The organism is Erwinia sp. PsM31 (genome assembly GCF_030433775.1).
In the GTDB taxonomy this organism is placed as follows: Bacteria; Pseudomonadota; Gammaproteobacteria; order Enterobacterales; family Enterobacteriaceae; genus Erwinia; species Erwinia aeris.
This window is the reverse complement of record NZ_JARUWZ010000036.1, coordinates 19,591-39,831: the sequence shown is the minus strand read 5'-3', so window position 1 is coordinate 39,831 and position 20,241 is coordinate 19,591. Positions and strand designations below refer to the sequence as shown.

The following is a 20,241-nucleotide window of genomic DNA, read 5'->3' as shown; positions in this document are numbered from 1 at the left end:
TCAAATTGCGATAACCCCGACCTCACGGTCGGGGTTTTTTGCGTTTGTGGGCCGGGAAAACCTGGATATCGATCGTAAATACTCAGGCTAACAGAAGGACAGACGTAATCACCCGAGCCAAACGCGTATAAAAGATGCATAAAAGCCCGCCTCGTCCCACTGCCATCAGATTTCAGCCCGCCACCAGGCTTGCTATTCAGCTTTTGACTGTCTTAAACGCCGCTCAACGCTTTTTTTTGCTGCAAAAATATGCGAAAGTAGAGCCAAAAAAGCTTTTTTCCGTCATTATTTTTTCTGCGTGCGCAGCAGTTTTTTGAGCCTGCCCAGACTGGCGTAAGCGCCATTTCGCAGTAAATCCTTCCACGCTTCCACTCTGAAATCGGGTAAACTACGGGCAGATAAATTTGTTAAGGCCGTCTCATGTCCAGCCAGCAGCACTCTTTACAACCTTTCAATACATTTAATCTTGATGTCTCTGCACAAAATATCGTTATTGCTACCACGGCAGAAGCGTTAAGCGCCGCCTGGCAGGAAAGCCAGCGCCAGCAGCGACCGGCACTGTTAATAGGCGAAGGCAGCAATATCCTGTTTTTAAAGGACTTTAACGGTACCGCCATCGTCAATCGTATCAAAGGCATAACGGTAAAAGAGAGCGCGGAAGCCTGGCATCTGCATGTAGGCGCCGGAGAAAACTGGCATCAGCTGGTTCAGTACACGCTGGAAAACGGGCTGCCAGGGCTGGAAAACATGGCGATGATCCCCGGCTGTACGGGATCGGCACCTATTCAGAATATCGGCGCCTATGGCGTCGAGTTAAAAAACGTCTGCGAGTATGTCGATATTCTGCATCTGTCTGATGGTCAGGTCAGCCGCCTTTCTGCGCAGGACTGCCAGTTCGGCTACCGTGACAGTATCTTCAAACACCAATATCAATGCGGCTACGCCATTATCGCCGTTGGTCTGATCCTGCAAAAGCAGTGGTCACCTGTCATCACCTACGGCGATTTAAGCAGGCTTTCTTCAGCTACGGTCACGCCACAGCAGATTTTCGACTCGGTATGTGCGATGCGCAGCAGCAAGCTGCCCAATCCTGCCGAAACGGGCAATGCCGGCAGTTTTTTTAAAAATCCGGTGATCGCTGCGGAACAGGCGGCCGCTATTGCGGCAGACTGGCCGGATATGCCGCGCTATCCGCAGGCTGACGGCAGCGTAAAGCTGGCTGCGGGCTGGCTGATCGATCGCTGCGATCTTAAAGGCTATACGGTAGGTGGCGCGGCGGTTCATCAGCATCAGGCGCTGGTCTTGATCAATAAGGATCGGGCAACCAGTGACGATATTGTGGCGCTGGCGCATGAAGTTCGTCAGCGTGTCGGACAGAAATTCAACGTATGGCTCGAACCCGAAGTGCGCTTTATCGGCGCAGAAGGCGAGCAGGATGCCGTCGGAGTCATTGCATGAAAGATCAAACCGTTCCGTTAAAACTTGTCGCCATTCTGGCCGACGGCGAATTTCATTCCGGCGAACAGCTGGGCGAGCGGCTGGGCATGAGCCGTGCCGCCATTAACAAACATATTCAGACGCTCAAAGAGTGGGGCATTGATGTTTTTACCGTAACCGGTAAGGGCTATAGCCTGTCAGGCCCAATCCAGCTGCTGAATGAAGAAACAATCCTCTCACAGCTGGATCAGGGCGGCCTGGCGGTGATCCCGGTGATCGATTCCACCAATCAGTATTTGCTGGACAGAATGGCTACGCTGCAATCCGGCGATGCCTGCGTGGCGGAATATCAGCAGGCGGGTCGCGGTCGTCGTGGGCGTCAGTGGTTTTCTCCCTTCGGCTCCAACCTTTATCTCTCTATGTACTGGCGGCTGGAGCAAGGCCCGCTGGCTGCGATGGGGTTAAGTCTGGTTATCGGCATTGTGACGGCGGAAGTCTTACAGGCGCTGGGCGCAAGCGATGTCAGGGTAAAGTGGCCAAACGATCTTTACCTGAACGATCGTAAACTCGCCGGCATTCTTGTGGAATTAACGGGAAAAGCGGGCGATGCGGCGAATATCGTGATCGGCACAGGCATAAACCTGGCGATGCGCTCGCCGGACGCCAGCGTAGTTAATCAGGCGTGGATTAACCTGGAGGAAGCGGGTGTCACCATAGACAGAAACAAGCTGGCTGCCAGCCTGGTCAATAATATGCGCGGATCCCTTCAGCTTTTTGAGCGTGAAGGCCTGGCACCTTTTATTGAGCGCTGGAGTAAGCTGGATAATTTCCTGAACCGGCCGGTGAAGCTGCTGATAGGCGACCGCGAGATACCGGGCATCGCCAGAGGCATCGATCAGCAGGGCGGCTTGATCCTGGAGCAGGATGGCGTGCGCAAATCCTGGGTTGGCGGCGAAATCTCTTTGCGTCCACAGGATAAATAAAAAGGGGCCGTAGCCCCTTATCGTCCTCTCGTGAAAGCGTTAACGGGCTTGCAGGAAAGCCAGCAGATCCTCGTTAAGCTGCTGCTGATGCGTAACGGCGAAGCCATGCGGTGCGCCGTCGTAAATTTTTAGCTGCGCGCCCGTGATGGTTTCGGCGGCCAGCTTGCCGGTAGCCTCAAAAGGCACGACCTGGTCGCTGCTGCCGTGAATAACCAGCGTCGGCACGTCGATCTTCTTCACGTCCGGGCGGAAATCGGTTTCTGAGAAAGCGGTCACGCAGTCGATAGTGCCTTTCAGCGAAGCCAGCAGCGCGATATTCAGCGTCTGCGTTTTTACGCCTTCCGATACCGTCATTCCCTTGTTGAGGCCGTAAAAGGGCGTGGCGAAATCGCTGATAAACTGCGCGCGATCCTTACGTAATCCTGCCTTGATATCGTCAAAAACAGATTTGTCCACGCCTTCCGGATGGTCATCGGTTTTGATAAAAATCGGCGTAACCGCACCCAGCAGCGCCAGGGCGCTAACACGTTCGGTGCCATAGCGGCCAATATAGCGGGTCACGTCGCCGCCACCCATCGAGAAGCCGACCAGCGTAATATCGTGCAGATCGAGATGTTCGATTAGGTCATTAATATCGGATGCGAAAGTGTCATAGTTATACCCTTCCCATGGCTGATCGGAACGGCCAAAACCACGACGGTCGAAGGCAATAACGCGGTAGCCGCGTTCGGCCAGAAAATTCATCTGGCTGTCCCACATATCGGCATCCAGCGGCCAGCCGTGACTGAACAGAACCGGCTTACCCTTGCCCCAGTCTTTGTAATAAATCTGCGTACCATCCTGCGTCCTGAACGTGCTCATGCGTGTTTCCTCAGCTTATGGTTGGGTTGACTCGTTAACCTTAGCCTCAATTACGCCAGAAAGAGAAAGCAAAATATTTAACAAGAGGTGAAATAATGATGGAGATCCGCCTGGCTTAGATAACGCGTAGTCTGACTACTGCTGCTGGCAGTGACGCCCCTGCCATCAAAACCTGTTTTACCCGCTGCTTTGCAAGGAAAAGTAAATTGTGAAGTTCATCCTTTATTATTCAAAAGAGAATAGTTATCGTTATCATGCGCATTTACTAAATCATGATGAATAATCAGGGATATGATTAATGGTTGATATAAAGAGTTTTAAAATCAAGCCGTTGGCGATGGTTATCGCCTGCTTTGCAAGCGGCCCGGCCTGGACGGCTGAAACAGAAGCAGTCAAAGATGACGAGGCGGAAATGGTGGTGACCCGCTCTGCTGAAGAGCAGCTAAAACAGCAGCCGGGCGTTTCTGTCATTACTGCGGAAGATATTGCCAAAGAGCCGCCCGTTAACGATCTTTCCGACATTATCCGCAAGATGCCCGGCGTAAACCTGACCGGCAACAGCGCCACAGGCAGCCGCGGTAACAATCGACAAATCGATATTCGCGGCATGGGGCCGGAAAACACGCTGATCCTGATTGACGGCATACCGACGAGGTCGCGCAATTCTGTGCGCTACAGCTGGCGTGGGGAACGCGATACGCGCGGCGACAGCAACTGGGTGCCGGCAGAGATGGTCGAGCGTATAGAAGTACTGCGCGGGCCAGCGGCGGCGCGCTACGGCTCCGGCGCGGCGGGCGGCGTGATCAATATCATCACCAAACGCCCCACCAACGACTGGCACGGTTCACTGTCGCTGTTTACCAGCCAGCCGGAAAACGACAAGGAAGGCGCCACCAGACGCGCCAACTTCAGCCTTAGCGGCCCGCTGGCGGGCGAAGCGCTGACCGCGCGGCTGTATGGCAATATCAATAAAACCGACGCCGATGCTTACGATATCAATACCGCAGAAAACGGTAGCCACGCGGCGGGTCGGGAAGGGGTACGCAACAAAGATATTAACGCGCAGCTCTCCTGGAAAATGACGCCGACGCAAATTGTCGATTTCGATGTGGGCTACAGCCGCCAGGGCAATATCTATGCGGGCGATACGCAGCACAGCAACGGCAATATCAGCGATCTGGTGCCGACGCTGTACGGCCAGGAAACCAACCGCATGTATCGTCAGACCTATGGCGTTACGCACAATGGCGTCTGGGACTGGGGGCAGTCAAAAGTCGGTTTCTACTACGAGAAAACCAACAATACCCGTCTGCATGAAGGCACGACAGGTCGCGTAGAGGGAATGATCGACAGCGAGACTTATGACACTAGCCGTCTGCAAAATTACCGCACCAGCGGCGAAGCAACTATCCCGCTGGAAAAATGGCTGGAGCAAACGCTGACGCTGGGAGCAGAGTGGAACCGCGAAGTGCTGAACGACCCCGCTTCGATGCGCGCTACCAATGCCAGCGGCGTATCGGGCAGTGGCATCACGGACAACCGCAGCGCTAAAAACAGCGCGGAGATGAGCGCGTTTTATCTGGAAGATAACATTGAGCCGGTCGTCGGCACCAACCTGATCCCCGGTTTACGCGTTGACTATCACAGCAAGTTTGGCGCTAACTACAGCCCCAGCCTCAATGCTTCTCAGGCATTAGGTGAACACTTCAAGCTGAAAGCCGGTATCGCGCGCGTATTTAAAGCGCCTAACCTCTATCAGTCCAGCGAAGGCTATTTGCTAAAAACGCGGGGCAACGGCTGCCCGATCGGGATCGACAGCAAATGTTATTTGATGGGCAACGACGATCTGGATCCGGAAATCAGCATCAATAAAGAGGTTGGTCTGGAGTTTGCTAACGCGGGCTATGCGGCAGGGATTACCTATTTCCGTAATGACTACAAAAATAAAATCGTCTCCGGCACGGATTTTATTGGCATAGCTTCGGATGGTTATCATGTTCTGCGCTGGGAAAACGGCGGCAAGGCGCTGGTGGAAGGACTGGAAGGTAACCTGACTATTCCTTTGATCGAAGAAATGCTGGAATGGCGTACCAATGCGACCTATATGATCACTTCGGAAAATAAAGACACCGGCAATCCGCTGTCGATTATTCCTGAATACACCATTAATACAATGCTGGATTATAAGGTGACCAGCAAGCTTTCTACCAACCTGAACTGGACGTTCTACGGCAAGCAAAAACCTCGTCAATACGCTGAAAGTAATACCGAAAATGGTTCACTTTCCGATAAAGAAGTTGCGCCTTACTCTATCGTGGGCGTTGGCGTGAACTATGCCGTAATAAAGGATGTACAGCTGAAAGCGGGCATCAACAACCTGTTCGACAAGCGTATTTATCGTGAAAACGAAGGGGCTTCGACCTATAACGAGCCTGGCCGCGCCTGGTACGCGGGCGTTACGCTTTCGTTTTAAGCACGGATAAAGCCAGCCCCGGCTGGCTTTTATTTCCCTTCGCCGCTGGTGATTGATCGCGTACGCGGCCGCCACATTCGTTTTTTATTTTGAAATTACCTTTTCCCCTGCAGGTCGTTCCCTGCGTAAATATAAGCGTGCCTATACTCCCTTCAATATCCTCAGAAAAAGGCCCTAATCGCCTTACTACCAACGCAGCGGCAGACTTAACAAGGAGCGTCCACTATGGCCAGGCTAAAAGCATTTATTCGTTCCCATCGCTGGCTAACTTTACTGGCAGGATGCTTCATATTATTGGCCCTGACGCTTATCGTCTGCCGTTTATTTAGCGGCATGGCCGCTGAAAAAGTTTTTCCGGATCTGGCGCAGCCGGAAGAGACGGAAGCGCCTTCCACCTTTACCACCTACCGCGCTTCGCTGGCTACGGAAGCGATTCTGGGCGGCCAGGGCACGGGGCTGAACTGCTCCATCCCGAAACTGATGGAAAAAATTGCTTTCAGTCCTGCGGAAGACGGGTCGGCTATTTCTCTGCGCTTTCGTCAGGCCTGCGTGATGCACGACCTCTGTTACCGCCATGGCTATGCGACCTACGGTTATACCCAGGCGGACTGCGACAGCCAGCTCCAGCAGTCCGCCTATCGTTTATGCCGACAGATCAACCGGCAGGGAAACTCTCAGGATCCGCTGTCGGCGTACGCGGCTTGCGAACACGAGGCGAAAGAAGTGCTGCTGGGCGTAACGCTGGGCGGAGCAGGCTCTTTTCACAGCAGAAGAAGCTCGACCTGGTTTGAGTACGATCCGCAGCCGGCCAGGGCTGACGATTACATTGTAGGACGCGCCGTACCCCAGGAAACCGTCAGCGATCCGGGCCGGGATTTTGGCGTTCGCACCTTCTACTTTCGCCGCAACACCGTAAAAATGCGCGTGCTGGCGACGCCGCCGGAAAGCAGCCGCGTCAGCGCGCTGCCTTTTCCCGGCGTGCTGGTGGTCACGCCGCCGATAGTAACGGACAGGCCCTCAGGTGAAGATGCCGCGCTGCCGCCGCTGGTTTCCCTGGCTCGTAACTCCTATAGCGATACCAGCGTTCACCTGATCCCGTTTGCCATCGCCCGGCAGGAAACGCCGCAGAAGTCGAGCCATGCGCTGAGCTTTCCCGGCTGTGCTCAGGATGCCTGTTCGCAGGATGCCGACGCCTCAATCAATAAGCTGGCCGTTATTGATAACCAGCCGGTGCTGGTTTCGTTGACCCATCGCGGCGTACTGAGCAGCAACAAAACCACGGTAAAAATCGAGCAGAACGCGTTTATGCCGGGCGATGTCAGAAAGCCCATGACCGATTACGCGCTGAACGGCCCGTCAACCTCCGTCCACAATCAGTATCGCTTCCTGTCACACGATATGCTGTTTGAACGGGACGACGTCGGCCATATCACTCATGCGCTGGTTTTTGCTCGCGGCGTAGGGGTTTCGGCAGACGGCAGGCAGTTTATTCGCGATGACAGCGGGGAAGATTACGCCACGCGCGTGGCGGTAGCGCGGCAGAGGCTGGGCAACGGCCACACGGGAGAGATCCAGCGCTTCTTTTTAAATGCCGCAGAGACGGATGAGCCGCTATCGTCGGTTCGGTTGGGTAAAGCGCAGGGCACGGCGCTGCTGGCGCTGGCGTGGTCGGCAGCCGATCTGCGGCGGGTAGAGAGCGGAAAACCGGCAAACCATCCGCCGCTGGTCAAAATCTGGCGGCTGCCGCTAAACGGCTCCAGGCCGGATCCGGTACCGCAGGCGCTCAGCGTGCCCGTACCCGTGCCTAACGGCTACATCAGCCTGCCGCCGATTATGGCCCGCCTGAGCACGCAGGAGGCGCCGCTGATGATCCTGACCCGCGTCGCGCCGGATCGCTGGCAGAATGAGAATACCCGTCCGACAGCGGTTATAACCGATACGCTGGCGATCGATTTCGTGATGACATCGCTGCTTACCGAAGCCGACGGAAAAAACCGTTTTGCCAACAGCTACCAGCTGCGCTGCGAAATTAGCCTGGATAAGCAGCTTCAGTCCCCGGAGGCCAGCTCGCTAAGGCAGCGTGCTTATCGCATCCGCTATGGGCGCTATAACCCGACGCTGGAGGCGCAAAACCCTGCCTGGCAGCTTAACGTCGTTAAATCCGATCTGGCCCGTCGCTGGCGGATGAGCCAGCCGATTGTTTCGGAACGGCAGCTTGCTGACGGCCCGGTGATGGCGCTGACAATGGTTTTTAACGGGTTTCCGGCCATGTCTTTTCAGGCGTTGTTAAAGGCGGAAAACGGGCAGCTGCGCTATTTGCCTGCGGACACCCTGCCGCGTTTTATCAACAGCTGCTCGTTAAAGGCGCTGGCAAACGGGCAATAAAAAAGGCCAGCGAAGGCCGGCCTTTTTTTATGGGATGCGCCGTTAGCGCATGGTGACAAACTCTTCCGAGCCGGTTGGGTGGATAGCCACGGTATTGTCGAAGTCTTTCTTGGTCGCGCCCATTTTCAGCGCCACCGCGAAGCCCTGCAGCATTTCATCCATGCCGTAGCCAATGCCGTGGATGCCGACGATCTTCTCATCTTTGCCCACGCAAACCAGCTTCATGCGGCACGGCTGGCGGTGCTGCGTTACGGCGGTATACATAGCGGTAAAGGCGGATTTATAGACCTTCACTTCGTCATCGCCATACTGCTCGCGCGCCTGCGGCTCGCTCAGGCCCACGGTGCCGATAGGCGGATGGCTGAAGACCACGGTTGGCACGTTGCTGTAATCCAGATGCTCGTCCGGCTTGTTGTTAAACAGGCGTTCGGAAAGACGACGACCGGCGGCTACGGCTACCGGCGTCAGCTCGACGGCACCGGTGTTGTCGCCCACGGCGTAGATGCCTTTCACGTTGGTGTTCTGATACTTATCAACGTTGATATAGCCTTTCTCGTTCAGCTCAACGCCGGTCACGCTCAGATTCAGGTTGTCGGTAGCGGGTTCACGACCGATGGCCCAGACCAGACAGTCTACGGTCTGCTCTTTGCCGTTTTCCAGCTGCAGCGTCAGGCTGCCGTCGGCGTTTTTAATCACCGCTTTCGGAATCGATTCGGTATGCAGCGTCGGGCCTTCCGCGTTCATCACTTCCACCAGCGTATCCACAATCAGCGGATCGAAGGTACGCAGCGGCGCGTGTTTACGCACGAACAGGTGAGTTTCAGAGCCTAACGCGTTAACCACGCCTGCGATCTCAACGGCGATATAGCCAGCGCCGACCACGGCAGTGCGTTTTGGCAGCGCGTCCAGGTCAAAGAAACCGTCAGAATCGATACCGTATTCCGCACCCGGAATAGACGGATGGACTGGACGGCCGCCGGTCGCGATCAGAATATGATCCGCCGTGATCTTCTCACCGTTCACTTCCACCGTATGGGCGTCGACAAAACGAGCGAACCCTTTGATGACGTCTACGTTATTTTTGCCCAGCACGTTATCGTACGAGGTATGAATACGGTCGATATAGGCGCTACGGTTCTTAACCAGCGTCGCCCAGTCAAAGCTGTTGACGGTGGTATTAAAGCCGTAGTCAGGGCCATACTGATGAATCGCTTCGGCGATCTGCGCGGCGTGCCACATCACTTTTTTCGGCACGCAGCCGACGTTCACGCAGGTGCCGCCAAGGTCTTTCGCCTCGATCAGCGCGCATTTTTGTCCATACATGGCCGCACGATTAATGGAAGCGATGCCGCCGCTGCCGCCGCCGATAGCAAGGTAGTCATAATGTCTGGTCATCGAAAGAGTTCCATAAGGGTCGAATTAATTGGCACTAGTGTAACGCCTGACGGCCAAATGCCGCAAAGTTTGCGTCTATGATTGTGATAGGGCGGGCGCGTCAGAAGCGCGGATAAACGGCATAAAGCGTGACGTAAATCGCTATTTTTGATTTAAAAACCGGCAAAGAGAGACGGAATGGAACTGCTTTTTTTAGGTACCGGCGCGGGGACGCCAAGCCGCCAGCGCAACGTTACCAGCATCGCTTTAAATTTACAGGGCGTACGCAGCGGCAGCTGGCTGTTTGACTGCGGCGAAGGAACGCAGCATCAGATCCTGCGCAGCGCGGTCAAGCCCGGCAAACTGGAAAAGATTTTTATCACTCACCTGCACGGCGATCATATTTTCGGCCTGCCTGGTCTGCTGACCAGCCGCTCGATGAACGGCATCAGCGAGGGGATCACGCTCTACGGGCCGCCAGGCATCAAAACCTTTGTGGAGATGTCCCTCAGCCTGAGCGGCTCGTGGCTGACTTTTCCGCTGGAGATTGTGGAAATCGGCGCCGGAGAGCTTTTCAGCGACGAGCATTTCCGCGTCACGGCCTTTCCGCTGACGCATCCGGTGGAGTGCTACGGCTTTCGCATCGAAGAACATGACAGGCCCGGCACGCTGGACGCGGAACGGCTGCTGGCGGACGGCATCAAGCCCGGACGGCTGTTCCAACAGCTCAAGCTGGGCAAAACGGTCACGATGGAGGATGGGCGCGTAGTGGACGGCAGCCGCTATCTTGGCCCGGCGATCAAAGGGCGGACGCTGGCGATTTTCGGCGACACGGCGCCCACGGCGGCGGCAAGCGCGCTGGCGGCTGAGGCTGACGTCGTGGTGCATGAAGCGACGCTGGAAGCCGCCATGGAGGAGAAAGCCAACGGTCGCGGCCATTCGTCAACGGTGCAGGCGGCCACCATGGCAAAGGACGCGCGGGCGAAAAAGCTGATTATTACCCATCTCAGCTCGCGCTATCTGCGTGAGGATGCGGAACGACTGCTGGCGGAGTGTCGGGCGATTTTTCCGGCTACCGAAATGGCGCACGATTTTGCGCTGTTTCCGCTATAGCTAACGCGGTCGGGCAGCGCCCGACCGGCAGGCCGGGCTTATTCCGGCACGATCCAGCTGACTTTGGTATGGCCGGTGCCCGTTGGCACCAGCTGCTTATGCAGCCACGGCAGCACGTTTTTCATCTGCTGCTCCAGCTTCCACGGCGGGTTAATCACGATCATGCCCGATGCGGTCATGCCACGGCGATCGCTGTCCGGCAGTACCGCCAGTTCGATTTGCAGAATGCGGCGAATGCCCGTCGCTTCCAGCTCGGCAAACATACGTTTGATCTGCTGGCGCAGTACCACCGGATACCACAGGGCGAACACGCCGGTGCCGAAGCGCTTGTGGCCTTCCTGAATGCTTTTCACTACCGCCTGGTAATCCGTTTTGATTTCGTAAGGCGGATCGATCAGCACCAGACCGCGACGCGACGGCGGCGGCAGTTTGGATTTCAGCTGCTGGTAGCCGTCCGCTTTTTCCGTCCGCGCGCGCTCGTCTTTCTGAAACTCATTGCGCAGCAGCGGATAGTCGCTGGGATGCAGCTCGGTCAGGTTCAGCTTGTCGTAAGGGCGCAGCAGATGGCGCGCAATCAATGGCGAGCCGGGATAAAAACGCAGCCTGCCGTTAGGATTAAGCGCTTTCACACAGGAAAGGTAGCTTTCCAGCTCTTCCGGCACGTCGTCCTGCTGCCAGATACGGGCAATCCCTTCCAGATACTCTCCGGTCCGTTCGGCATGTTCGCTGCCCAGCTGATAGCGTCCGGCGCCCGCGTGAGTATCGAGATAGAGGTAGGGTTTATCCTTCTCGTTAAGCGCGTTAATGATCAGGCTCTGAACGGTATGTTTGAGAACGTCGGCGTGGTTGCCGGCGTGAAAACTGTGGCGATAACTCAGCATGTCGTGGGATTTGTCCGGTGGGAAAAAAGCAAGTGTGCCGCACGAGCGGCACGATTCCTGCCCAGTATAACCGTCTGGCGGAAAAAATGCGCTATCCGGGCTGATGCAGCCAGAAGGGATAGGTAAAAAACAGCAGCTGCAACAGATTAAAAGCAAAATGCACCAGCGTGGAAACCCAGACGCGTCCGCTCCACAGCCAGGCCAGGCCGTAAATCACGCCGGTCAGCGCGGCAAAAAAGACCAGCATCGGCCCGCCTGGGTAATGTACCAGGCCGAACAGCACGGCCGTAATCAGCAGCGCCCACACGTTGCCGAGCCGCTGGCTCAGGCGCTGCTGCACGTAGCCGCGAAACAGCGCTTCTTCGGCCAGCGAAACAAAAAACAGGTTAGCCAGCATAAAAGCGCCGAGCCAGGCCGGCTGATGCAGCTCCACTCGCAGGCCGCCAGCCAGCGTGGCGATCAGCAGCAGCGTGGGCATAGAGAGCAGCAAAACCAGCCACCACAGCCGGTTAGCGGGCGGCGCGGCCGGACGTTTCAGCAGCGTTGGCAGGCAGCCCAGCAGCACAAAGGGGATCAGCGCCTTGTCAAAGTTGTAATAGAAGGTAAAAGGCGCGCTCTCTGGCCCAACCTGCACGCCGGAAACGATGCGCAAATTATTAAAGCCCGGCACAAGATGCAGCATCAGCGCAACCGCACTCAGCAACAGCAAGGCTTCTCCGACCGCGCCCAAAGCGTTTCGCGCCTGCTGCCTGTAACAAAAAAAGGCGACGGCGCCCATTGCCGCCAGCGCGCCGAGCGCCGGTAGCTGCACGGTATGATTGCTGACGCCCACAATCAGCGAGACAGCCAGCAGGGTCAGCGAAACGCGGCGGTAAAAAGGCAGAAAGAACAACGATGCGGCAAGGCAGTACCACATAAAGACGCTCCCTGTGAGTCAACAGAATAAATTGCGGAAAAAGTATGCTCCCGCTGCGCTTTGCAGGCAATTGCCTTTTTTAAGCCCGCCGGTGCCCCATTGATTTTCGCTACACTTAACCTCATGTTAGCTTAATCGCGCGCGGCAACGCGCCCCATACATCGATAACAAGGACTGCGCTATGACCAATCCGTTGCTGACTTCTTTTACGCTTCCGCCTTTTTCCGCTATTAAGCCAGAACACGTGGTGCCAGCCGTAACGACCGCGCTGGAAGAGTGCCGTGCGGCGGTGGAAAAGGCTGTCGCCCAGGGCGCGCCTTATACCTGGGATAACCTGGTGCAGCCGCTGTCAGAAGCCGACGATCGCCTGAGCCGCCTGTTCTCGCCGGTCAGCCATCTGAACTCGGTCAAAAACAGCCCGGAGCTGCGTCAGGCCTATGAGCAAACGCTGCCGCTGCTGTCGGAATACAGCACCTGGGTGGGTCAGCATGAAGGCCTGTATCAAGCTTACCGCAACCTGAAAGAAAACAGCTTTGACGCGCTGAGCGCGCCGCAGAAAAAAGCGGTAGATAACGCGCTGCGCGATTTCGAACTGTCCGGCATCGGCCTGTCGAAAGAGAAGCAGAAGCGCTACGGTGAAATCGCCGCTCGCCTGTCCGAGCTTGGTTCGACCTACAGCAACAACGTGCTCGACGCCACAATGGGCTGGAGCAAGCTGATTACCGACGAAAGCGAGCTGGCCGGAATGCCGGAAAGCGCGCTGGCCGCGGCCAAAGCGCAGGCGGAAGCCAAAGAGCAGGAAGGCTGGTTGCTGACGCTGGATATTCCAAGCTATCTGCCGGTGATGACCTACTGCGACAACCAGGCGCTGCGCGAAGAGATGTATCGCGCCTACTCCACCCGCGCCTCCGATCAGGGGCCGAACGCCGGGAAGTGGGATAACAGCGAAGTGATGGCGGAAACGCTGGCGCTGCGTCATGAGCTGGCGCAGCTGCTGGGCTTCTCTTCCTATGCCGAAAAATCCCTTGCGACCAAAATGGCCGAGAACCCGGCGCAGGTCACCGACTTCCTGACCGATCTGGCGAAGCGCGCCCGTCCGCAGGCGGAAAAAGAGCTGGAGCAGCTGCGCGCCTTCGCGAAAAAAGAGCACGGGATCGACGAGCTGAACCCATGGGATCTGACCTACTACGGTGAAAAACAGAAGCAGCACCTGTACGCCATCAGCGACGAGCAGCTGCGTCCTTACTTCCCGGAAGAGCGCGCCGTCAACGGCCTGTTCGAAGTCGTTAAGCGTATCTACGGCATTACCGCTAAAGAGCGTAAAGATGTGGATGTTTACCACCCTGACGTGCGCTTCTTCGATTTGTTCGACGAGAGCGGCGAGCTGCGCGGCAGCTTCTATCTGGATCTTTACGCGCGTGAAAACAAACGCGGCGGCGCGTGGATGGACGATTGCGTCGGCCAGATGCGTCGTGCCGACGGCAGCCTGCAAAAACCGGTCGCCTATCTGACCTGTAACTTCAACCGCCCGCTGAACGGCAAGCCGGCGCTCTTTACCCATGATGAAGTCACCACGCTGTTCCACGAGTTTGGTCACGGCCTGCACCACATGCTGACCCGTATCGACACCCCGGGGGTTTCCGGTATCAGCGGCGTGCCGTGGGATGCGGTAGAGCTGCCAAGCCAGTTTATGGAAAACTGGTGCTGGGAGCCGGAGGCGCTGGCCTTTATTTCCGGCCACTATGAAACCGGCGAGCCGTTGCCTCAGGCGCTGCTGGACAAAATGCTGGCGGCGAAAAACTACCAGGCCGCGCTGTTTATCCTGCGCCAGCTGGAGTTCGGCCTGTTCGACTTCCGCCTGCACGCCGAGTTCGATCCGGCGAAGGGCGCGCAGATCCTGGAGATGCTGAAAGAGATTAAAAAGCTGGTGGCCGTGGTGCCAGCCCCGTCATGGGGCCGCTTCCCGCACGCCTTCAGCCATATTTTCGCTGGCGGCTACGCGGCGGGCTACTACAGCTATCTGTGGGCGGACGTGCTGGCGGCGGATGCCTATTCGCGATTTGAAGAAGAGGGCATTTTCAACCGCGAAACGGGCCAGTCTTTCCTGGACAATATCCTGACGCGCGGGGGTTCCGAAGAGCCGATGGCGCTGTTCAAACGCTTCCGTGGCCGCGAGCCGCAGCTGGACGCGATGCTGGCGCACTACGGCATTCAGGAACCTGCTGAGTGAAGATCTGCCTGATTGACGAAACGGGCGCCGGAGACGGCGCCTTATCTGTTTTGGCCGCACGCTGGCAGTTAGAGCACGACGAAGACGCGCCGATGGCGCTGGTGATGACCGACGCCCGTCTGGAGCTGCGCAAACGCGATGAGCCGAAGCTGGGCGGCATTTTTGTGGACTTTGTCGACGGCGCAATGGCGCATCGGCGTCGCTTTGGCGGCGGGCGCGGCGAAGCCGTCGCGAAAGCGGTCGGCGTCAAGGGCAGCTATCTGCCGGTGGTGACTGACGCCACGGCGGGACTGGGACGAGACGCCTTTGTCCTCGCCTCGCTGGGCTGCCGCGTGCAGATGCTGGAAAGGCATCCCGTGGTCGCTGCACTGCTGGACGACGGCCTGCAGCGCGGCTACCGCAACGCGGAAATCGGCGGCTGGTTACGGGAGCGCCTGACGCTGGTGCACGCTTCCAGCCTGGAGGCGCTGGCAGCGATCGGCGAAAAGCCGGACGTGGTTTATCTCGATCCCATGTATCCGCACCGGCAAAAAAGCGCGCTGGTGAAGAAAGAGATGCGCGTGTTTCAGACGCTGGTAGGCGCGGATGACGATGCCGACGGGCTACTGGAACCGGCGCGACGGCTGGCGAAAAAACGCGTGGTGGTCAAGCGGCCCGACTATGCGCCGCCGCTGGCAGGCGTCGCCACGCAGTCCGCCGTGGTCACCAAAAGCCACCGTTTTGATATCTATCCGCCGCTGAACACCGGGCAGTAGCAGGCAGTAAAAAGCCGCTTCCCCTGAACCAGCGGAAGCGGCTTATCGCACGATAAAGAAACCTTAATCCTCTTCTTCATCGCGCAGCGGCACAATCAGCATATCGATATGCACGGTATTAATCAGCTGGCGGGCCGAGGACATCAGCTTGCTCCAGAAATCCTGATGATGGCCGCAAACCACCAGATCCACATCGTAACGCTTGATGGCGTCCACCAGTACCTGACCCAAATCGCCGCTGCCGCTAAGGGTTTCGGAAATCGGGTAGCCAGCGCTGTTTGAAATATCGGAAAGCGCGGAGTGGGTTTCTTCGGAAATCCTTTTTTGCATATCGCCCAGGTTTACGTCGATCAGGCCGGTATAGAGATCGGAGTAATTAACGTCAACGTGGATCAGCGACACTTTGGCGTCGTAAGGGCGGGCCATAGATACCGCTTTTGCCACCAGCAGTTTACTTTCTGGTGAAAGATCCACGGCAATCAGAATGTGTTTGTAAGACATAATGCTACTCCTTCCATTCGGTGCGGCTGCATACATGCAGGCAGTCTGGCATCATAACACATTGAATTAATGCGATGTGGCAGGGTTCCCCGCGCCTGTCGCGACGCGTTTTTTATCTTTACAGTATAGCGAAAAATGTTAACAAATCCCGGTCAGCGCCTCACCTTTGCGAGCGGGATCAAAATGAATCTGCGCCTCTTTTTATCTCCAGACTCGCGCATGCTGGAAAAAATTTCCTTCCATCTCCTAAACTGAAGAAGAGAATAAAAACGCTGGACGGCAACGTTGCCGTTACCATAGCCCGGTCCTGGGGTTGGCTACACTCTGTTTAAGCATCATGACGGCGGCTGGCAGAGTATCGTCGTGGAGGGGAGCATGATTAGCACGATTGCACTTTTTTGGGCTCTTTGCGTGGTTTGTCTGGTAAATATGGCGCGTTACTTTTCTTCCCTGCGCGCGCTGCTGGTGGTGCTTCGCGGCTGCGATCCTTTGCTTTATCAGTACGTTGACGGCGCGGGCTTTTTTACCTCTCACGGCCAGCCCGGCAAACAGGTGCGGCTGGTACGCTATATCTGGATGCAGCGCTACCGCGACCATCACGACGAAGAATTTATTCGCCGCTGTGAACGGGTACGCGGCCAGTTTCTGCTGACCAGCGCGCTGTGCGGACTGGTTTTTATCAGCCTGATCGGCCTGCTTATCTGGCATTGAGGCATAAAAAAAGGCGGGGAAATTTCCCCGCCCTGAGCTTACTTCATGCTGGATTACGGCACCAGCTTCAGCGCCAGCCAGTAAAGGCTACCCGACAGCACGATGGATACCGGCAGGGTAAAGACCCAGGCCAGCAGAATGTTTTTAATCGTGCGGCCCTGCACGCCGCCGCCGTCTACCAGCATGGTGCCGGCAACGGAAGAGGAGAGCACGTGGGTCGTTGAAACAGGCATCCCGGTGTAGCTGGCCACACCGATAGAAACCGCCGCAGTCATCTGTGCGGACATCCCCTGAGCGTAGGTCATGCCTTTCTTACCGATCTTCTCGCCGATAGTGGTGGCGACGCGGCGCCAGCCCACCATGGTGCCCAGCGACAGCGCCAGGGCAACGGCGATAATGATCCAGACCGGTGCGTATTCCACGGTATTCAGCATGTCGCCTTTCAGCTTGCCGAGGAAACGCTGATCTTCAGCAGAAACGCTTTTCAGCTTGGCCGTTTTATCGGCGGTATCCGAGATACACATCAACAGGCGACGCAGCTGGCCACGCTGCTCGACGTTTAACGCGTCGTAGCTTTGCAGGTTATTCAGCAGGCTCTGGGTGCGCTCGATAGCAGGCATCACGCGCGAAACATCGCAGTGAAACTCTTTCGGGCTACCCGGATTCTCTTCCGGCGTCGGCAGCGCAGGCGGCGCCATCTGCACCATCTGCGTCAGCGAATCGCCGTGCTGCCGGTAATACTGCTCCAGATGATTGACCGCATCGCGCGTGCGCGTGATGTCATAGCCGGAGGCGTTCATATTGACGACAAAGCCCGCAGGCGCCACGCCAATCAGCACCAGCATAATCAGGCCAATGCCTTTCTGACCGTCGTTAGCGCCGTGAGAGTAACTCACGCCGATAGCCGAGACGATCAGGGCGATACGGGTCCAGAACGGCGGCTTTTTCTTGCCGTCGATCTTTTCGCGTTCCGCAGGCGTCATATGAATACGGCGGCGCTTTTTATTGCCGCTCCAGCAGCGGCGCAGAATAAACACCATGCCGCCAGCCAGCACCAGGCCGACAATCGGAGAGATAACCAGCGACAGGAAAATGCCGATCATTTTTGGGATGTTCAGCGCATCAACGACCGACGTGCCGGTCAGCAGTGCGTTGGTCAGGCCAATGCCGATAATGGCCCCGATGAGGGTATGGGAGCTGGAAGCAGGCAGGCCGAAATACCAGGTGCCGAGATTCCAGATGATAGCGGCCAGCAGCATGGAAAAGACCATGGCCAGACCGTGAGCCGACCCGACGTTAAGCAGCAGATCGGTGGGTAGCAGATGAACGATGGCATAAGCAACGCTTAGCCCGCCCAGCAGTACGCCAAAGAAGTTAAATACGCCGGCCATGACCACCGCCAGTTGCGATCGCATTGCTCGGGTATAGATAACGGTAGCCACCGCGTTTGCCGTGTCGTGAAAGCCGTTAATGGCTTCGTAGAACAAAACAAAGAGCAGGGCAAGGACGAGTAACAGGCCGGTATGGTAATCAAGACCAGCAAACAGATGTAGCATAAGCGTTACGCCATTTTGGAGGACATGAACGCGGCGCATTATCAGCGAGAAACCGCGCCTGGGGAAAGTGAAATATAGACTTTTTTTGACATTAATGCGTCAGGCGGAGTAAATAGCGGCCCTGAAGCGTATGAAAATCATTCAGTTATAAACGCGGCCGCGCATGACGCTTTTGTGACGCTGGCGGGAAGCGCGCCTTGTCATTACAATCAGCGTTTTTTAAGCAGCAGGCCGGAGAGCAGTGTGGAAAAATTTGACGTTATCATTATCGGTGCGGGTGCGGCCGGCCTGTTTTGCGCCGCCCAGGCAGGGCAGCGAGGCAAGCGCGTGCTGGTGCTGGATAACGGCAAAAAAGCGGGACGCAAAATCCTGATGTCGGGCGGCGGCCGCTGTAATTTCACCAACCTTTATACCGAGCCTGCGGCCTATCTGTCGCATAATCCCCATTTTTGTAAATCTGCGCTGGCGCGTTATACGCAGTGGGATTTTATCGACCTGGTTAATCGGCACGGCATTCAGTGGCATGAAAAAACGCTGGGCCAGCTCTTTTGTGACGACTCCGCTCAGCAAATCGTGGATCTGTTGTTGAAAGAGTGTGAAACCGGCCAGGTGACGCTGCGGCTGCGCAGCGAAGTGCTGAAGGTCACGCGCGACAACGGCTATACGCTGGAGCTGAACGGCAGCGTAGTGCAGGCCGACAGGCTGGTTATCGCTTCCGGCGGGCTTTCCATGCCCGGCCTGGGCGCTTCGCCTTTCGGCTATAAAATTGCCGAACAGTTCGGCCTGAAGGTATTTCCCACGCGGGCGGGACTGGTTCCGTTTACGCTACACAAACCGCTGCTTGAGCAGCTGCAAACGCTTTCCGGCGTCGCCGTGCCTGCCGTAATGACGGCGGAAGACGGCACCGTGTTCAAAGAGGCGCTGCTGTTTACCCATCGCGGGCTTTCCGGCCCGGCGGTGCTACAGCTTTCCAGCTACTGGCAGCCTGGCGAATTCGTCACCATCAACCTCTCGCCGGAAAGCGATCTCAATGCTTTACTCAGCGAAGAGCGCGAAATCCATCCGAATCAAAGCCTGAAAAATACATTGGCTAAAGTACTGCCTCGCCGGCTGGTGGAATGCCTGCAGCTATTGGGCATGGTGCCGGAATGTACCCTGAAACAGCTGAACGGCCGACAGCAGGCAGAGCTGGCAGAAACGCTGCACGGCTGGCGCGTGCAGCCCAACGGTACGGAAGGTTACCGCACTGCCGAAGTGACGCTGGGCGGCGTCGATACCGACGCGCTCTCGTCAAAAACGATGGAGGCGCGGGACGTGCCGGGCCTCTATTTTATTGGGGAAGTGGTGGATGTTACCGGCTGGCTTGGCGGCTACAATTTCCAGTGGGCCTGGAGTTCCGCCTGGGCATGCGCGCAGGCGTTGTAAATGACCTCCCGGCCAGTCTCTGTTACTCAGGCCGGGCGGCCGTTGCCACAAGCAGCGCAGCCTGATTAACGGACATAGTCGGCCAGAGGGATAGCGGCGCGCGGCTGGCAGCCCCTTTATTCGGCTTAATATCACGCTTACCGCCTGGAAAAAGGGTGATAAATTTTAAAAAATGTAAAACAGCGGGACTGGTTATTTCCCTTTTTACTTTCCTGCTGTCGTCTTTTAAATAACAACACTGTGTTATCAGGTAATGTAATTTTTTCGGGAAAGGCATGCCTTAAACAGACCTGGTCTGCGATACCATAAATAAAATAACGTTGCCGCTCACGCGGCTATATTAAGTCCGTCATTAAGATACTTACTGGAGTTTTCACTCCATAACAAGCATGCCTTTTTAGGTTAATTTCCATTGTTTCCTGTTGCAGTATTGAGTAACACTTCTGATTATATAAAATATTTTTTAAAAAAAAGCCTTCTTGCTGTTAATAGGATCAACTAATATAACCCCATGGATGACCGGATCTGCTGGCATTATGGCGCAGGAAGCATTGCTATATTTCCATTTTTACTGTCAGCCTTTTTATATAAACCCTCTCCGGCAGACAGCGCCCTCCCTCAGATACGGTAGATGTATTTA

15 protein-coding genes are annotated in these 20,241 nt (G+C 56.3%); 9 read left to right on the top strand and 6 right to left on the bottom strand.

Features of this window, described 5'->3' with window-relative positions:
* Nucleotides 1–420: 420 nt before the first annotated feature.
* Together murB and birA are read left to right on the top strand one after the other, a co-directional pair.
* Complete coding sequence (murB, locus tag QCD69_RS20230; RefSeq protein ID WP_301253351.1) at nucleotides 421–1,458, top strand: UDP-N-acetylmuramate dehydrogenase; 1,038 nt, start codon at nucleotides 421–423, stop codon at nucleotides 1,456–1,458.
* Entirely contained in the window at nucleotides 1,455–2,420 is a 966-nt protein-coding gene (gene birA, locus QCD69_RS20225) for a bifunctional biotin--[acetyl-CoA-carboxylase] ligase/biotin operon repressor BirA (RefSeq protein ID WP_125289992.1), read from the top strand. Before murB ends, birA begins: the two co-directional genes overlap by 4 nt.
* 39 nt (nucleotides 2,421–2,459) lie before the next feature.
* On the opposite strand, the gene QCD69_RS20220 is transcribed toward birA, so the two are convergent.
* Nucleotides 2,460–3,281, bottom strand: a complete 822-nt coding sequence (locus QCD69_RS20220; RefSeq protein WP_301253350.1) for an alpha/beta fold hydrolase — start codon at nucleotides 3,279–3,281, stop codon at nucleotides 2,460–2,462.
* 298 nt (nucleotides 3,282–3,579) lie between these two features.
* Between QCD69_RS20220 and QCD69_RS20215 the strand changes: the two genes are divergently transcribed.
* Nucleotides 3,580–5,754 (top strand): TonB-dependent siderophore receptor, encoded by a 2,175-nt coding sequence (locus tag QCD69_RS20215; protein WP_301253349.1) that lies wholly within the window; start codon nucleotides 3,580–3,582, stop codon nucleotides 5,752–5,754.
* Nucleotides 5,755–6,048: 294 nt separating this feature from the next.
* Nucleotides 6,049–8,139: a hypothetical protein gene (locus QCD69_RS20210; RefSeq protein WP_301253348.1), complete on the top strand. Its 2,091-nt coding sequence runs from the start codon at nucleotides 6,049–6,051 to the stop codon at nucleotides 8,137–8,139.
* Between the two features lie 42 nt (nucleotides 8,140–8,181).
* Here QCD69_RS20210 and gorA read toward each other — a convergent pair whose 3' ends face one another.
* Nucleotides 8,182–9,534: a glutathione-disulfide reductase gene (gene gorA, locus QCD69_RS20205; protein WP_301253347.1), complete on the bottom strand. Its 1,353-nt coding sequence runs from the start codon at nucleotides 9,532–9,534 to the stop codon at nucleotides 8,182–8,184.
* A gap of 177 nt (nucleotides 9,535–9,711) precedes the next feature.
* Between gorA and rnz the strand changes: the two genes are divergently transcribed.
* Complete coding sequence (rnz, locus tag QCD69_RS20200; RefSeq protein ID WP_301253346.1) at nucleotides 9,712–10,626, top strand: ribonuclease Z; 915 nt, start codon at nucleotides 9,712–9,714, stop codon at nucleotides 10,624–10,626.
* 38 nt (nucleotides 10,627–10,664) lie between these two features.
* On the opposite strand, the gene QCD69_RS20195 is transcribed toward rnz, so the two are convergent.
* Together QCD69_RS20195 and QCD69_RS20190 are read right to left on the bottom strand one after the other, a co-directional pair.
* The gene (locus tag QCD69_RS20195; RefSeq protein WP_253457340.1) at nucleotides 10,665–11,507 is read right to left on the bottom strand and encodes a 23S rRNA (adenine(2030)-N(6))-methyltransferase RlmJ; all 843 of its coding nucleotides are present in this window, start codon (nucleotides 11,505–11,507) and stop codon (nucleotides 10,665–10,667) included.
* Between the two features lie 91 nt (nucleotides 11,508–11,598).
* A complete protein-coding gene (locus tag QCD69_RS20190; RefSeq protein WP_301253345.1) occupies nucleotides 11,599–12,423 on the bottom strand; it encodes a CPBP family intramembrane glutamic endopeptidase in 825 nt (274 codons plus the stop codon).
* 181 nt (nucleotides 12,424–12,604) lie between these two features.
* On the opposite strand from QCD69_RS20190, the gene prlC reads away from it, so the two are divergent.
* Nucleotides 12,605–14,653, top strand: coding sequence for an oligopeptidase A (gene prlC, locus QCD69_RS20185; RefSeq protein WP_301253344.1), 2,049 nt, complete (start codon nucleotides 12,605–12,607; stop codon nucleotides 14,651–14,653).
* Nucleotides 14,650–15,408 (top strand): 16S rRNA (guanine(1516)-N(2))-methyltransferase RsmJ, encoded by a 759-nt coding sequence (gene rsmJ / locus QCD69_RS20180; protein ID WP_253457348.1) that lies wholly within the window; start codon nucleotides 14,650–14,652, stop codon nucleotides 15,406–15,408. Before prlC ends, rsmJ begins: the two co-directional genes overlap by 4 nt.
* A gap of 63 nt (nucleotides 15,409–15,471) precedes the next feature.
* Here rsmJ and uspA read toward each other — a convergent pair whose 3' ends face one another.
* Complete coding sequence (gene uspA / locus QCD69_RS20175) at nucleotides 15,472–15,909, bottom strand: universal stress protein UspA (RefSeq protein WP_125289982.1); 438 nt, start codon at nucleotides 15,907–15,909, stop codon at nucleotides 15,472–15,474.
* Between the two features lie 375 nt (nucleotides 15,910–16,284).
* Between uspA and uspB the strand changes: the two genes are divergently transcribed.
* Nucleotides 16,285–16,620: a universal stress protein UspB gene (gene uspB, locus QCD69_RS20170; RefSeq protein ID WP_125289981.1), complete on the top strand. Its 336-nt coding sequence runs from the start codon at nucleotides 16,285–16,287 to the stop codon at nucleotides 16,618–16,620.
* 53 nt (nucleotides 16,621–16,673) lie between these two features.
* On the opposite strand, the gene pitA is transcribed toward uspB, so the two are convergent.
* Entirely contained in the window at nucleotides 16,674–18,176 is a 1,503-nt protein-coding gene (pitA, locus tag QCD69_RS20165; RefSeq protein WP_253457351.1) for an inorganic phosphate transporter PitA, read from the bottom strand.
* Nucleotides 18,177–18,419: 243 nt separating this feature from the next.
* Between pitA and QCD69_RS20160 the strand changes: the two genes are divergently transcribed.
* A complete protein-coding gene (locus QCD69_RS20160) occupies nucleotides 18,420–19,601 on the top strand; it encodes an NAD(P)/FAD-dependent oxidoreductase (protein ID WP_253457354.1) in 1,182 nt (393 codons plus the stop codon).
* The last annotated feature ends 640 nt before the right edge of the window (nucleotides 19,602–20,241 follow it).

Bases quoted from the DNA above. Each gene is read 5' to 3' on its own strand.
- murB (WP_301253351.1), top strand. From the start codon at position 421: ATGTCCAGCCAGCAGCACTCTTTACAACCTTTCAATACATTTAATCTT.
- birA (WP_125289992.1), top strand. From the start codon at position 1,455: ATGAAAGATCAAACCGTTCCGTTAAAACTTGTCGCCATTCTGGCCGAC.
- QCD69_RS20220 (WP_301253350.1), bottom strand. From the start codon at position 3,281: ATGAGCACGTTCAGGACGCAGGATGGTACGCAGATTTATTACAAAGAC.
- QCD69_RS20215 (WP_301253349.1), top strand. From the start codon at position 3,580: ATGGTTGATATAAAGAGTTTTAAAATCAAGCCGTTGGCGATGGTTATC.
- gorA (WP_301253347.1), bottom strand. From the start codon at position 9,534: ATGACCAGACATTATGACTACCTTGCTATCGGCGGCGGCAGCGGCGGC.
- rnz (WP_301253346.1), top strand. From the start codon at position 9,712: ATGGAACTGCTTTTTTTAGGTACCGGCGCGGGGACGCCAAGCCGCCAG.
- QCD69_RS20195 (WP_253457340.1), bottom strand. From the start codon at position 11,507: ATGCTGAGTTATCGCCACAGTTTTCACGCCGGCAACCACGCCGACGTT.
- QCD69_RS20190 (WP_301253345.1), bottom strand. From the start codon at position 12,423: ATGTGGTACTGCCTTGCCGCATCGTTGTTCTTTCTGCCTTTTTACCGC.
- prlC (WP_301253344.1), top strand. From the start codon at position 12,605: ATGACCAATCCGTTGCTGACTTCTTTTACGCTTCCGCCTTTTTCCGCT.
- uspA (WP_125289982.1), bottom strand. From the start codon at position 15,909: ATGTCTTACAAACACATTCTGATTGCCGTGGATCTTTCACCAGAAAGT.
- uspB (WP_125289981.1), top strand. From the start codon at position 16,285: ATGATTAGCACGATTGCACTTTTTTGGGCTCTTTGCGTGGTTTGTCTG.
- pitA (WP_253457351.1), bottom strand. From the start codon at position 18,176: ATGCTACATCTGTTTGCTGGTCTTGATTACCATACCGGCCTGTTACTC.